Consider the following 13,295-nt stretch of genomic DNA (forward strand, 5'->3'; position numbering starts at 1 on the left):
GGGACGGGATGCCGGGATGCGGCAGACGGCCATTGTATCGGGTGCGGGTGGTGGGAGGGTCGATGCCTGCGGCAGGCAGAGGCGCAGGGCAAATGCAACAGCAACGGCAACGGCCAAGGCGCTGGCGCTTCGTGGTGCTGTGAGTGGGCCGGGGTGGTGTGGGCTGGCAGGGGACGCCGTGAATCCATACCTGGAGGCTTGGCCGCGGCATCCATGCCGCGGACACCCCTGCCAGCCCACACCGCCCCGGCCTCGACAGGTTCATGAGGTAGAGCGGATGGCAAAAGGCAAGAGCGGTTTCTGATGTCGGACGGAGAAGGAATGTAGAGCCGAGCCCATGCTCGGCTGGAGATTTCGCGGAGAGCAGCCGAGCGCGGGCTCGGCTCTACAAAGAGCGCCCAGCCAGGCAGCTTTTGCTCTTCTTCTTTCTTTCCGTGGGTGGAAGCAACCGGAAACTGTCAAAGGACGTACTTGCGGCGTCCCCCGCGAACCCACCCCGCCCGGCCAAGCGCGGCTTTTGCTTTTGCTTTGCACGACCACCCCCACCCACGAGGGGCTGCGCCGTTCGCCGGAACCTACGCCGAAGGCGCAGGCTTCTGCCGAAGCAGGCTGACCGCCAGGCCGCCAACAACCAGCACACCCAGCCCCAGCAATGCCCACAGCAACCACGACTTCCAATCATGCTGGGCCTTCAGCGCCGCATCGCCGGCCAGCGGCTCCGGGCTGCCTTCCAGGCGCGCCAGCGTCGGCTGCCACGACGGGTCGTTGCGCTGTCGCAGTTCCTCGATCAGCACCCCGATCGGCGCCTCCATCCGGCGCGCGGTCGAGCTGCCCACCGCCAACGCGTAGGGCGCCGCGCCCTGGCTGAGGAACACCAGCACTTCCGGCTGGTAGCCCAGGCGCAGGGACGGCGCAGTCGCCAATTCGGCAGGATTCGCAACCAGCTTCCAGTAGCGGTCGCGATGCACGCCGCCCAGTGCCTGCGCGGCTGACTGCTGGCGCGGGCCCTGTGCGCCCTGCTGCAGCTGGTAGGCAATCCACGGCGCACTACGGCGCTGCCACTCCGCACTTTCGTCGTCGCGGCTGAACAACGTCCACTGCACCAGGCTGTTGTCGGTACTGGCCACGTCCGCACGGGCGACCGGGAAACGGCCATCCATCTCAAAGGTGTATTCCCCCTTGCCCGTCGAGGTCGGCTCCAGCGACAGCCACTCCCACGGCAGTGTGGCCGGCGCCGGCGGCAGCTCGGCCAGTACGCTGCGCAGCGCCGGCAGGCGTGCATCGCCCTGCGCCAGCACGCGCAGGTAGCGCGCCTCGCCGTCCACCTGCAGGCGGCGCTGCAGCAGGCGCTTGCCAGCACGCTGCAGGTCGACCAGCGGGATATCACGCCCGATCGGACGCCAGTGCTGCAGGTCGTCGCTGGCATCCAGCTGCACCTGTGCCTGCAGCGGCTCTCCGCTGTCGGCCCAATCCAGTACCAGCGCCGCCACCGGCTGCTGGCCGAGCACGCTGGCGTCGATCAGCCAGCCACCCTGCCCGCTCGCCGCCGCACCGCCACTCACGCGTGCTTCGACGCGACGCACACGGCCATCGGTATCACGCTCGGTCAGCAACTGCAGATCGTTGCGCTGCGCTTCGGCCAGCAGCGGCAGCGCGAACCAGGGCAGCTCACGCTGCACCGGCGGCTGCGCCAGCGGCTGATCGGGCGCCAGCAAGGCGGAGGGCAGCGACTGGCCTGCGGCATTGAACACCTGCAGATCGCTCAGGTCCGCGGTACCGGCGCGACGGTAGATCGCCGGTTCCAGCACGACGCGATAAGCACCGGACTGTGCACTGGACAACGTCAGTGGCCACTGTTCGGCGTACTGCGTGCGGTAATCGGCGGCCTGCACCGCGACGGCGGCCAGCAGGCCGAACATCGCCGGCAGCAGCACCCTGCTCCACGTTTTCATTGCTTTTCCTCCACGGTCGGCGCCGCGCTGGGCGGTGCCGGTGCCAGATAACCCACGACGGTGCACAGCAGGCCGTAGGCGATGAACGATGCGATGCCCAGCAGGTTGCCCAGGTGCTGGCGATCGACGATGACCAGCTTGGCCAGCACCACGCCCATCAGCACGGCACCGACCATCCACAACACGCGCTGGCCGCGACGCGAACCCCATACCCAGGCGATCACGCCGAGCACGCTCCACAGCACGGTCAGGCTGGTCTGCGCCAGGCTGAAGCGCATCATCGACGCGTTCCACGACAGGCCGCCCCACTGGTGCACGCCATGCAGCACCACGCTGGTCAGCGCAACGAACGTTGCCAGTGACAGCAGCGGCATGCGGATACCCAGCAGTGCCTTCGGCGCCTGGCCGCTGTACAGCCAGCGCGCGAGCAGCAACAGGCTGAGCCACTGTCCAAGCTCGGCCGGGTTCAGCACCGGCAGCCAGAGCAACGGAGAAGCATCGCCCGGCAACAGCTGCCCCAGCAGCCAGCCGATCGACAGCAGCCCGAACAGCACGCACTGCAGCGGCGTGCGCACGCGGTCGAACGCTTCACCCAATGGCCAGCGCAGCGTATTCCAGCGCCACAGCGACAGCGACGCCATCAGCAGCCACGGCAGCGTGACCAGCAGCGTCGTCCAACCCTGCGCCAGACCGGCCTCGCCCCCCCCCCACAGCGCCAGCAGCGAAAGCAGCGACGGCCACAGCAGCCACCACAGGAACTGCGCGATGCGCGCCACGCTGTCACCGCCCTGGCGCAGGCACAGCAGCGTGCGTACACCGAGCACGGCGAATACCGCCCAGGCCAACGCACCGTAGCCGGCGAACGGCTGATGGTGCGCGTCGCTCTGCATCAGCGCCAGCGGGAAGCCCAGCGCCAGCATCGCCAGCGCAGTCACGCCCAATGCACGCGCCGGCTGGCGGCGCTGCATTTCGGCGGCCAGCCATGCGGTGACCGCAGCCAGCACCAGCAGCGCATCCACTTCCATGCGGTACGGGAAGAAACGGGTGATCTCGTGTACCAGCCCGCCCAGCCACCACAGCAGGCCCCACAGGTAGTAGACCAGTGCGACCTCATGGCGCGGCCGGCGCTGGTAGCTCCAGGCGGAGGCGAAACCTGCCAGCGCCAGCAGCAGCGCACCGATGGCGGTCGGATTGATCAGGAAGCGCAGGTCCTCGTGCCAGTGGTCGCCGCCGGCCACGAAGGCGAACGCGGCGCCCATCTGCAGCAACGCGCCAGCCACCTGCGGCAGCCAGCGCTTCTGGCGCAGGCCCAGCCAGGCCAGGCCAGCGCCTTCCAGCGCGAACACGGCACCCGTGGCGCGTGCCGACAGCGCCAGCGGCACTGCCAGCGTGGCAAAGCCCGCCGCCAGCACCGCGTGCGACTGCGCCAGCACGGTGTACGACGCACGCCGGATCAACGCCCACGCCAGCACCGCGTAGATCGCGGCCAGGCCGAGCGCGCAGAGCGCCAGCGTCATCGGCTGCTCATGCAGCATGCCGGCCTGCAGCGAGAACGCGACCAGCGGGGTGCCGAACACCAGGCTGCCATCGACCAGGTCGCGGCGGCCGGCGGGCTGCCGGCGTGCGTACAGCAGCGGGATCAGCAGGTAGAAGGCAAAGAACAGCAGCAGGAACGGTTCGGTACTGCCGAACTTGTCCGGCGCGTACTGCAGCACGCCCCAGAACGTACCGATGCCGAACGTGAAGGCGAAACCCAGCAGGTTCAGCGCGCGCCACGGCCGGAACCAGGCAATGGCGAAGATGCCGGCGTTGAGCACCGCGTAGTAGCTGAACAACCCCACGTGGTTGCCACTGCCGGTGGACAGCCACAGCGGCGCCATGAAGCCGGCGAGGATGCCCAGCACCGCCAGGGTTCGCGAGTTCTGCATCACCGCCAGCACGCACAGGCCTGCCACCAGCGCAATCGAGCTGACGAAGGCGAAGCCTGGCGGAATCAGGTCGAATCGCTTGAAGGCGGCGAAGATGGTCAGCAGCAGCACGCCGATGGCACCGCCCTGCAGCGCAAGCGCGAACATGCGCCTGCGTTCGCGCTGGTGCCAGCCGAAGGCCAGCAGGCCCAGCGCGCCCACGGTGACGCCGGCCAGGCGCAGTTCGATCGGCAGCACCAGCCAGCCCTGGTCGCTGACGTATTTGAGCAGCGCGGCGACACCGGCGAGCAGCACCAGCATGCCGATCTTGACCGGCACGTTGCCTTCGGTGAACCAGCGCTTGACCGCACCGATGCCACGCTCGATGAAATTCGGCAGCGCCGGCTCGGCAGGCAGTGGTGGCGCCACCGGTACCGGCGGCGGCGTGACGGGACGGGGCGCAGGTGGCCCGGCAGGCAGGGCTTCAGGCGCCGGCGGCGGTTGTGGTGTCGCCGCCGCGACTGGCCGCAGGAACGGAGGATCGGCGCTGGCCGAAGGCGTCACCACCGACCGGGCAGGCGCCGCTTCGGTGGCGGTGGCCGCAGCGGCCGGCCGGGTGGCAGGCGCGGCGGCCAGCGTGCTTTCCAGCGCGGCGACGCGGCGGCGCAGGCCGGCGATCATCACCAGCGCCACCACCAGCAGCAGCGGGATGGCCAGCAGGACCAGTACGACCAGGGCGATCAGAGCTTCCATTGCGTGCTTCCATTGCGTTCCCGCGCCCCAGCGGCAGCGGTCGACCGGGCCATGCTACGACAGGGCCGGCCCCATAAACGACGAACCCCGGCCAGGCCGGGGTCCGCGTGCGATCTTCGCCGGCCTTACTTGGCGGCGACAACCTTGGCCATTTCCAGGCACTTGTTGGAATAGCCCCACTCGTTGTCGTACCACGACACGAGCTTGACGAAGGTGCCGTCCAGGGCGATGCCGGCGTCGGCGTCGAACACCGAGGTGTGGGTTTCACCGACGAAATCGGTGGCCACCACCTTGTCTTCGGTGTAGCCCAGGATGCCCTTCAGCGCGCCTTCGCTCTGTGCCTTCACTTCGGCGCAGATCTCGGCGTAGGTGGCTTCCTTTTCCAGCTCGACGGTCAGGTCGACCACCGACACGTCCGAGGTCGGGACGCGGAAGCTCATGCCGGTCAGCTTCTTGTTCAGTTCCGGAATGACCACGCCGACGGCCTTGGCCGCACCGGTGGACGACGGAATGATGTTTTCCAGGATGCCACGGCCGCCGCGCCAGTCCTTGTTGGACGGGCCATCGACGGTCTTCTGGGTGGCGGTGGCCGCATGCACGGTGGTCATCAGGCCACGCTTGATGCCCCACTTGTCGTTGATGACCTTGGCCAGCGGGGCCAGGCAGTTGGTGGTGCACGACGCGTTGGAAATGATGGCCTGGCCGGCGTAGGTCTTGTCGTTCACGCCGAACACGAACATCGGCGTGTCGTCCTTCGACGGGGCCGACATGATGACCTTCTTCGCGCCCGCATCGATGTGCTTCTGCGCGGTTTCCTTGGTCAGGAACAGGCCGGTGGCTTCCAGCACCACGTCGGCACCGACTTCATCCCACTTCAGGTTGGCCGGGTCGCGTTCCTGGGTCAGGCGGATCTTCTTGCCGTTCACCAGCAGGTCGTTGCCCTGCACGGCCACGTCGGCCTTGAAGCGGCCGTGCACGGAGTCGTACTTGAGCATGTACGCCAGGTAATCCGGCTCCAGCAGATCGTTGATGGCCACGATTTCGATGTCGTCGCCGAAGTTCAGCACCGCCGAGCGCAGGACGTTACGCCCGATGCGACCGAAACCGTTGATACCAACCTTGATTGCCATGTTCTCAAGCTCCTGCGGCCGCGACGGGTGCGGCGGGATGGATAGGGCCCACAAGTCTAGCAAACCGGGGCTGGCCACCGTGGGCCAGCGCCCGCGCCAGAGGGCTGGCGGACAGGATTTGATCCGGATCAAAGCGTTAGCGCGGCGTGAGGCCGAGACTGTCGCCATCCACCCAGCAACGAGATCACCCCCATGCGCAAGACCTCCCCCCTGATCCTGGCCGGCCTGGCCGCCGCCCTGTCCCTCGCCGCCGCCCCGGCCATGGCCCAGTCCAAGGGTGACTGGACCGTCTCGGCCGGCATCCACCAGGTGGCGCCGAAGTCGAACAACGGCTGGCTGGCCGGCCACACCCTGAAGGTCGACGTCGACAACGACGTCAAGCCGACCATCACCGGCGAATACTTCATCGCCGACAACCTGGGCATCGAAGTGCTGGCCGCACTGCCGTTCAAGCACGACATCAACATCAACGGCCTGGGCCGCGTGGGCAGCACCAAGCAGCTGCCGCCGGTGGTGACCCTGCAGTACCACTTCAACAGCAAGGGCAAGGTCTCGCCGTTCGTTGGCGCGGGCGTGAACTACACGACCTTCTTCAGTGAAGACACCACCGGCGCACTGGCCGGCAGCAAGCTGAAGCTGCAGGATTCGTGGGGCCTGGCCGCGCATGCCGGCATCGACTTCGCGATCGGCGAGAAGGGTGCCCTGCGCGTGGACATGCGCTGGATCGACATCGACAGCAAGGTGAAGTTGAACGGCGAGAAGATCGGCACGGTCAACATCGATCCGCTGGTCTACGGTGCGTCGTACGTCTTCAAGTTCTAAGCGGTGTGTTGAGCGCGGGGGCTTCGGCCCCCGCTCCCTGCCACACGCAAAACCCTCGCAGCATGTTGCCCCGGTCTTTGCCGGGGCTTTTTTCGGGAAGCATGCGTAGGCGCGCCCTTCTGTAGAGCCGAGCCATGCCCGGCTATCTCGCGGAGCGCGCAGATACCCGAAGAAGAGCAGCCGCGCATGGCTCGGCTCTACAGAAGCATGAACGGGCCGCCTTTCAGTCGATTATTGATCCGGCGCCACTTCCACCCGGTTGCGGCCGCTTTCCTTGGCGCGATACAGCGCTGCATCGGCGCGTGCCAATGCCTGCTCCAGCGTATCGCCACCATCGTCATGCCAGCGCGCCACGCCGATGCTCACGCTCACCACCGGGGCTGCATCCGAATCGGCATGTGCGATCGCCAGTGCCTGCACCTGTTGCCGAAGCTGCTCGAACGGCGCTGATTCCGGTTGGCCCGGCGCCCAGTGGCCCAGCGCCACGAACTCTTCGCCGCCGTAGCGCGCCACCACCGAGTCGCTACCGCGCAGCTGCGCGGCCAGGGTGGTTGCCACCGCATGCAGGACGGTGTCGCCGGCGGGATGGCCGTGGTGGTCGTTGTAGCGCTTGAAGTAGTCGATATCGATCATGGCGATGCGCAGCGCGCCGCGCGCATGCGGTGTACGCAGATAGCGCTGGAAGATCTGGTTGGCCTGGCGATCGAAGGCGCGCCGGTTCAGCAGGCCGGTCAGGCCGTCATGGTTGGCCAGTGCATCCAGGCGTTGTTCGGCCCGCCACGTTGCACGCGTCTGCCGTTCGGAAATGTAGCTGCCGAAAATGCCGGCGAGGTTGCTGGCCAGCACGAACATCACGCTCTGCAGCATCTGCGCCCAGTGCCGGCCCACCTGCAGCTCGGCCAGCACGAACGCCAGCGCGATCAGGGTTCCGGTCAGCGTCGCCACCCCGAAACGCAGCCCGCACAGGAAGTAGTTCAGCAACAGGAACAGGCTGATGCCTTCGTAGGGGTAGTTCACGCCGGCACGGTGCGCGGTCCAGATCATGGTCACCAGCGCCAGCCCGCTGACCAGCACGACGCTGCCGCCCAGCCACTGGAGGTGGCGCCGCAACATCGGCACGAAGGTCAGCGCGACGCCCAGCAGCAGTGCCGGCAGCAGAACGCCCAGCCGCCAGCGCAGCACCGGCGCGTGCACCTCCGGCGGCAACCAGTAGGTATCGAGCACGGCAAAGCCCAGCGAGAACGCGCCTGCCACGGCGCAGGCCCAGCGCATGCGCCAGACCACCTGGGCATCGAACGCGGCGGCGAACCCGTCGTCATCGGGATGCCCGGCCATGATGCGCCTGTCCGTGATCGCCATCAGCCCCTCCCCCGCGTGTGCCCGGGTCACCCTAGCGGCTGGTGCATCAAGACCGTGTGGCGAACGCCACGCGTGATCAAGCCCGGGTCTGCCGAGGCCCGCTAGAATGTACGCATGAAAGCCCTGCACTCCCTGTTCCTCGCCGCCGCCCTGGCGCCGGCCCTGCTGTCCGCTTCGGCCCCGGCCCATGCCTGGGGCGCACAAGGCCACCGCCTTGTCGCCGAAGTCGCCGACGCCCGCCTCAACCCCACCGCCCGCGCCGAAGTGGACCGCCTGCTGGCCACCGAGCCAGACGCCACCCTGGCCAGCATCGCCCCCTGGGCCGATCAGCTGCGCGCCAAGGACCCCGGCCTGGGCCGTCGCTCGGCCGGTTGGCACTACGTCAACATCGCCGAAGACAACTGCCATTACGAAGCACCGAAGCACTGCAAGAGCGGCAACTGCATTGTCGAGGCACTGAAAGCACAGAGCACCATCCTCGGCGACCGCAGCCTGACCGACGGCGAGCGCCTGCAGGCGCTGAAGTTCGTCGTGCACCTGGTGGGTGACATCCACCAGCCGATGCACGCCGGCTATGCCCATGACAAGGGCGGCAACGATTTCCAGCTGCAGTTCGGCAACCGCGGTACCAACCTGCACTCGCTGTGGGACAGCGGCATGCTCAACACCCGCAAGCTGGACGATGCCGGCTACCTTCCGCTGCTGCAGAGCCAGCGCGCGCCGAAGCTGGCGCGCCAGTCCAACCCGCAACGCGACCCGCAGACCTGGGCCGAGGCCAGCTGCCGCATTTCCATGCAAGCTGGCGTTTATCCGGCCACGCGTAAAATCGGTGATGAATACACCGAGCGCTACCGGCCGCTGGCCGAAGCGCAGCTGCGACTGGCCGGCGAGAACCTGGCCCAGTTGCTGAACCGCGTGCTCGGCGCGCGCTGAGGAGCGTTCCAATGTCAGTCCAGGTGCAGTCGTTCTTCCACCGTGACAGCAATACCTTCAGCTACCTGGCCAGCGACCCGGCCAGCGGCGAGGCGGCGCTGATCGACCCGGTCCTGGACTACGACCCGGACACCGACGCCAGCAGCGAGTCGCCGCTGCGCGACGTGCTGCAGGCCATCGAACAGCAGGGCCTGCAGCTGCGCTGGCTGCTGGAAACCCACGCCCACGCCGACCATGTGTCGGCGGGGCGTCGGCTCAAGCAGCGCTTCCCGCAGGCCACGCTCGCCATCGGCGAAGGCATCCGTGCGGTGCAGGCGACGTTTGCACCACGCTATGGCCTGCAGCTTCCTGCTGCGGATGACATCTTCGACCACCTGTTCAGCGATGGCGAAACCTTCGCCCTTGGTGGACTGGACGGACGGGTGATCGCCGTGCCCGGGCATACCAGCGACAGCGTCGCCTACCTGATCGGCGATGCACTGTTCACCGGCGACTCGCTGTTCATGCCAGACGGCGGCACCGCCCGCTGCGACTTCCCGGGCGGCGATGCCGCGCAGCTGTACCGTTCGATCCAGCGCCTGCTGGCCCTGCCCGATGCGACCCGCGTATTCGTCTGCCACGACTACGGTCCGGGCGGTCGTGATTTCGCCAACGAAACCACCATCGGCGAGCAGCGCGCGCACAACATTCACGTGCACGACGGTGTAGCCGAGGCGGAGTTCGTCAGCGTGCGCCAGGCCCGCGATGCGACGCTGGAAGAACCGAAGCTGATGCAGCCAGCGGTGAAGGCCAACATCCAGGGCGGGGCGTGAGCCTTCGCACCGGAGCCGGACATCACCCGCACACTGCAGGGCTGTTCCGTGCTGCAGTGGGCGCAGTGCCACTGCGAATGCGCGCAATGACGACGCTGCGGCGGGTTGCAGGCGTGTTCTTCAGCAAGGTGCACACTGCAGGCCCCTGCCTGCGGTAAAGCGTCGCAGCCATCTCGCTGATTTCTTCACTGGCCATGCCATCGGCCACAATCATGAAATCGATCAGTGCCTGCAGCTGCGCCCGCGTCAGTCGACCAGCATCGCGTTCCACCATCGCGTGTACAGCAGGGATCACACGGTCTTCGATGAAGGGTTCGTCTGCATTGCGCGCTGTGTCGGCACGCGCGTCGTGGACGGCGATGAACCGGGTTGCGATGACCACCATATCGGCGCCCTGGTCCCGCTCCGTGGCCAGGCAAGGCGTCATATGCAGCCCCAGGTACACCAGGACGATGGTACCGAGCGCTCTGATCATTCGTAGATCACCTTGTGATAGACGGTTTCCTGCAGCAGGTCATCCTGCGCCGTGCCCACATACATCTGCCGTGACAGCACGCGCTGCGCATCGAAGCGGATACGCACGTTGTAACTCTCCGATGCGTCGCCGCCCTGCAGGTCCAGCACACCGCCGCCAGCATCTGCCTTCAGGGTTCCGCGATGCAGATCGAAGAGATCTCGGTACACCGAGTACGCCACGGGAACCGGCTGGCCGTCCACGCGCAGTTCCAGATGCGTGACCTCGCGGCATGGCGAGGTGGTCCCGCCGCACGCAACGCCGCTTGCGGCCGGTGCATCGGCCGTGCGCATGGCAAGCGTGGCTTCCACTCGCCTGGTGGCAGACGCGTCTGACAGGCGTACCTTCGACTTCTGCGTCAATACACGCGAGGAAGGGTCCTCCAGTTCCTGCAAGGCCTGCCGCAGGCGCTGCAGCTGTTCCGCGCATTGCGCCGGCGCCCCTGGGGAGTCGGTACAGGCCGCCTGCAGCTGCAGCGCATCCACCTGTGCAGCGGTGATTTCGCCGCGATCGACCTTCATTGCTACCGCGCCGAGCAGAAGCGAAAGATCACTGCGCTCTCCCCCATCGAGGATCGCCTGCCGCGCAACCGGCAGGAAGGCCGGCGGCTGGCCGGCGAGCAGTTCGGCGATGCAGGGCGATCGCGGGCGGACCTGCAGCGCTCCCCGCAGATACGCCACGCGTGCGGGGTCGTCCAGCGCTGCCAGGTAGCCGCCGGCCGAGCAGGCCGGCGGACCATTTCGATACGCATCCAGGTCGTGCTTGTCCTGCCCATGCGGCGTGCAACCGGCCAGTACACAGGAAAGCCCGGCCAGCATGATTGTCCAGATACTCATCCCCAGCTTCCGTTGCCGTGTCGCCCGCACTGTACGCCTGTGCGGGCGACGGCGCCTGCCTGGTCGCGCATGGCCCGGCACTACCGGCCCTGTGTACGCACCACATGCTGGCCCTTCACGACCTCGAAGGTGAAGGCGTACTGCAGGGTAACGGCCACCGGCTCGACCCGCTCGGCACCGCGGCAGTCGCCGCGATCCGCAGGTACCTTGCCCGCTGCGAAGTGGCAGACCGCGGCGGACGAATACTTCCACATCGCAACCGCCTCCTGCGCGGCCTGCAGCAAGGGCGCATTCTCCGGCGCCCCACCCGCACTGCATTCGCTGCGGTCGGTCAGCGGCATGCTGCGCTCAACGCTGCCCTGCGCATCCACCACCACCTGCAGGCAGACCGTGGTCGGCGGCAACGACGTGCGAGGATCGCGATCACCCACCACCGGGTCCGGTGCCGTATGCAGCTGCGGCATCCGGTAGCCTTCGCTGGCGGCCAGCGTGTAAGGCTGGATCTGGCCAGCCCCTCCCCCTGCATCGGGCCGCAGCCGCTGGTGACCGACATTCTCGCTGCGGGTATCAACCGTGGTCAGGCGATCCTGGGTTGCACACCCCACCAGCAGCGCCGCCATCATCAACAGCGGCGCGGACTTCACTTCGTATCCTCGGTGTCATCCATGGCGTAGGTGATCGGAATGCGTACGGCACCGGCCACCGGCTTGCCGTTCTTCCGCGCCGGTCGGTAGGTCCAGCTGCGCGCGGCGGCGATGGAGACGGCATCGAACACCCCCGGATTGGTCGCGCTGAGCACCTGTACATCGGTCGGATGGCCCTGTGCGTCCACCTCGATGCGCAGGTTGACCACGCCCACCTGGCGCTGCTCGAAGGCGGACTTCGGATAGGACGGTGGCGGCATCTTGTCGACCTGGATCGGACTGTCCAGCCCCGCCTTTGCCGCATCCTCTTCCGCATGTTCGAACGGCTCGACACCGATCCGGGTACCTACCGCCGCACCGCCCTGGCTGGCCCACGCCACCGCCGCCATTCCCACGCACAACCCGACCACCAGCACCTGCCCCGACACCCACGGCAATGCCTTCCGCTTGGACTGCTTCAACATGGCGATACGCTCCTTCAACACGGGTTGGCTGCGCCAATGGCAGACCGCGGGCGCAACCGGATGGACCAGCTGCGCCTTCAGCAGCGTGCTGGCATAGAGGCCGCGCAGCGCAGGCTGCGGGGCAATGGTGCGGGCATCACAGGCCAGCTCCTGGTCGAGCAGGAAACGGCGTGCAGCCCATGGCAGAAGCGGGTGGAACCAGAACACTGCGCGCACCAGCAGCAGCGCGCCGTTGGCCCAGTGGTCGCCATTGCGGCGATGGCTGCGCTCGTGCTGCAGGATCAGGTTCTGCTCCTGTGCGGTGAACTGCTGATCGAATTGCGGACCGACCACGATGCGCGGCCGCCACAGGCCGACCAGCGCCGGCAGCCCGGGATCGCCACTGGCCTGCCAGCTGCCATCGGCACGCGCACGCAGCTGGCCCATGCTGCGTTCGAAACGGCGCTGCGCACGCAGGTCGCGCAGCAGGCAGATGCCCGTGCCCAGCGCCCATGCCAGCAGCGACAGCAGGGCCCCAGGCACCGACCAACCTGCCCCACCGTCAGTGGCCCCCGGCACCACTTTCAACGGCAGCGTCGGTACATGCTGCAGCAGCGCGACCTGCGGCAACGGCAGCAGCAAGGTCACCAGCAGCAACGGCAGCAGCCACCAGCTGCGATAGGCCAGCCCGGCGCCGCCCAGGCCCACCAGCAGTGGTCGCAGCGCCGCCAGCAGCAGCACGCCCACCGCCAGCCACAGGCTGGCCCGCCACAGTCCGTCGAGCAGCTCAGTCATGGTCCAGCTCCTGGATCAGCTTCTTCAGTTCGGCAATGTCCTGCGCGCTCAGCTGCCCACGTTCGCTGAAGTGCGCCACCAGTGGCGCCACGCGGCCCTCGAAGACGCGTCCGATGAAGTCCTGGCTTTGCGCCTCCACCCAGGCCTGGCGCTGCAGCAGGGGCCGGTACAGATAGCGCCGGCCATCGCGCTCGGCGGCGATCGCGCCCTTGGTCAGCAGGCGGTTGAGCAGGGTCTTGATGGTCGGCTCGGCCCAGTCGCGATGGGCCAGCGCGGCCACCACGTCATCGGCACTACGTGGTGCCTGTTGCCACAGCACCTCCATCACAACGGCTTCGGCTTCGCTGATCGGGGTCATGGTTTACATCCGTAATCGACGATCTGATTACGCGCGT

12 protein-coding genes are annotated in these 13,295 nt (G+C 67.5%); 3 read left to right on the forward strand and 9 right to left on the reverse strand.

Translation table 11 applies throughout. The features are described 5' to 3' along the window. Positions 1 to 575: 575 nt before the first annotated feature. The 3 genes from ACZK0Z_RS18160 to gap form a co-directional block, all read right to left on the reverse strand. Positions 576 to 1,952, reverse strand: coding sequence for a DUF3999 family protein (locus ACZK0Z_RS18160; RefSeq protein ID WP_197632859.1), 1,377 nt, complete (start codon positions 1,950 to 1,952; stop codon positions 576 to 578). After that, positions 1,949 to 4,612, reverse strand: a complete 2,664-nt coding sequence (locus tag ACZK0Z_RS18165; RefSeq protein WP_197632861.1) for a DUF2339 domain-containing protein — start codon at positions 4,610 to 4,612, stop codon at positions 1,949 to 1,951. The genes ACZK0Z_RS18160 and ACZK0Z_RS18165 overlap by 4 nt, the downstream gene beginning before the upstream one ends. Before the next feature lie 125 nt (positions 4,613 to 4,737). Next, on the reverse strand, positions 4,738 to 5,742 hold the full coding sequence (gene gap / locus ACZK0Z_RS18170; protein WP_019660012.1) for a type I glyceraldehyde-3-phosphate dehydrogenase: 1,005 nt from the start codon (positions 5,740 to 5,742) through the stop codon (positions 4,738 to 4,740). Between the two features lie 192 nt (positions 5,743 to 5,934). Here gap and ACZK0Z_RS18175 point away from each other — a divergent pair, with 192 nt between their 5' ends. Further along, positions 5,935 to 6,564: an OmpW/AlkL family protein gene (locus tag ACZK0Z_RS18175; protein ID WP_049432699.1), complete on the forward strand. Its 630-nt coding sequence runs from the start codon at positions 5,935 to 5,937 to the stop codon at positions 6,562 to 6,564. A 231-nt stretch (positions 6,565 to 6,795) separates the two neighbouring features. On the opposite strand, the gene ACZK0Z_RS18180 is transcribed toward ACZK0Z_RS18175, so the two are convergent. After that, complete coding sequence (locus ACZK0Z_RS18180) at positions 6,796 to 7,923, reverse strand: GGDEF domain-containing protein (protein WP_197632863.1); 1,128 nt, start codon at positions 7,921 to 7,923, stop codon at positions 6,796 to 6,798. Positions 7,924 to 8,037: 114 nt separating this feature from the next. On the opposite strand from ACZK0Z_RS18180, the gene ACZK0Z_RS18185 reads away from it, so the two are divergent. Both ACZK0Z_RS18185 and ACZK0Z_RS18190 read left to right on the forward strand, forming a co-directional pair. Beyond that, a complete protein-coding gene (locus tag ACZK0Z_RS18185; protein WP_197632865.1) occupies positions 8,038 to 8,856 on the forward strand; it encodes a S1/P1 nuclease in 819 nt (272 codons plus the stop codon). 11 nt (positions 8,857 to 8,867) lie between these two features. Continuing rightward, on the forward strand, positions 8,868 to 9,668 hold the full coding sequence (locus ACZK0Z_RS18190; RefSeq protein ID WP_197632866.1) for an MBL fold metallo-hydrolase: 801 nt from the start codon (positions 8,868 to 8,870) through the stop codon (positions 9,666 to 9,668). Between the two features lie 22 nt (positions 9,669 to 9,690). On the opposite strand, the gene ACZK0Z_RS18195 is transcribed toward ACZK0Z_RS18190, so the two are convergent. From ACZK0Z_RS18195 to ACZK0Z_RS18215, 5 genes are all read right to left on the reverse strand, one after another. After that, entirely contained in the window at positions 9,691 to 10,143 is a 453-nt protein-coding gene (locus tag ACZK0Z_RS18195) for a hypothetical protein (RefSeq protein ID WP_049432687.1), read from the reverse strand. After that, positions 10,140 to 11,018 carry a hypothetical protein gene (locus tag ACZK0Z_RS18200; RefSeq protein WP_197632867.1) on the reverse strand — a complete coding sequence of 293 codons (879 nt, stop codon included), beginning with the start codon at positions 11,016 to 11,018 and terminating at the stop codon, positions 10,140 to 10,142. The genes ACZK0Z_RS18195 and ACZK0Z_RS18200 overlap by 4 nt, the downstream gene beginning before the upstream one ends. Before the next feature lie 80 nt (positions 11,019 to 11,098). Then, entirely contained in the window at positions 11,099 to 11,662 is a 564-nt protein-coding gene (locus ACZK0Z_RS18205) for a hypothetical protein (protein WP_049432681.1), read from the reverse strand. Beyond that, positions 11,659 to 12,900 carry a M56 family metallopeptidase gene (locus tag ACZK0Z_RS18210; protein WP_197632868.1) on the reverse strand — a complete coding sequence of 414 codons (1,242 nt, stop codon included), beginning with the start codon at positions 12,898 to 12,900 and terminating at the stop codon, positions 11,659 to 11,661. Before ACZK0Z_RS18210 ends, ACZK0Z_RS18205 begins: the two co-directional genes overlap by 4 nt. After that, positions 12,893 to 13,258, reverse strand: coding sequence for a BlaI/MecI/CopY family transcriptional regulator (locus tag ACZK0Z_RS18215; protein ID WP_010484077.1), 366 nt, complete (start codon positions 13,256 to 13,258; stop codon positions 12,893 to 12,895). Before ACZK0Z_RS18215 ends, ACZK0Z_RS18210 begins: the two co-directional genes overlap by 8 nt. Positions 13,259 to 13,295: the final 37 nt, after the last annotated feature.

Source organism: Stenotrophomonas sp. 116085_Sma (assembly GCF_056479585.1).

Coding starts and splice junctions, on each gene's coding strand:
- ACZK0Z_RS18160 (WP_197632859.1), bottom strand. CDS start 1,952: ATGAAAACGTGGAGCAGGGTGCTGCTGCCGGCGATGTTCGGCCTGCTG.
- ACZK0Z_RS18165 (WP_197632861.1), bottom strand. CDS start 4,612: ATGGAAGCTCTGATCGCCCTGGTCGTACTGGTCCTGCTGGCCATCCCG.
- gap (WP_019660012.1), bottom strand. CDS start 5,742: ATGGCAATCAAGGTTGGTATCAACGGTTTCGGTCGCATCGGGCGTAAC.
- ACZK0Z_RS18175 (WP_049432699.1), top strand. CDS start 5,935: ATGCGCAAGACCTCCCCCCTGATCCTGGCCGGCCTGGCCGCCGCCCTG.
- ACZK0Z_RS18180 (WP_197632863.1), bottom strand. CDS start 7,923: ATGGCGATCACGGACAGGCGCATCATGGCCGGGCATCCCGATGACGAC.
- ACZK0Z_RS18185 (WP_197632865.1), top strand. CDS start 8,038: ATGAAAGCCCTGCACTCCCTGTTCCTCGCCGCCGCCCTGGCGCCGGCC.
- ACZK0Z_RS18190 (WP_197632866.1), top strand. CDS start 8,868: ATGTCAGTCCAGGTGCAGTCGTTCTTCCACCGTGACAGCAATACCTTC.
- ACZK0Z_RS18195 (WP_049432687.1), bottom strand. CDS start 10,143: ATGATCAGAGCGCTCGGTACCATCGTCCTGGTGTACCTGGGGCTGCAT.
- ACZK0Z_RS18200 (WP_197632867.1), bottom strand. CDS start 11,018: ATGAGTATCTGGACAATCATGCTGGCCGGGCTTTCCTGTGTACTGGCC.
- ACZK0Z_RS18210 (WP_197632868.1), bottom strand. CDS start 12,900: ATGACTGAGCTGCTCGACGGACTGTGGCGGGCCAGCCTGTGGCTGGCG.
- ACZK0Z_RS18215 (WP_010484077.1), bottom strand. CDS start 13,258: ATGACCCCGATCAGCGAAGCCGAAGCCGTTGTGATGGAGGTGCTGTGG.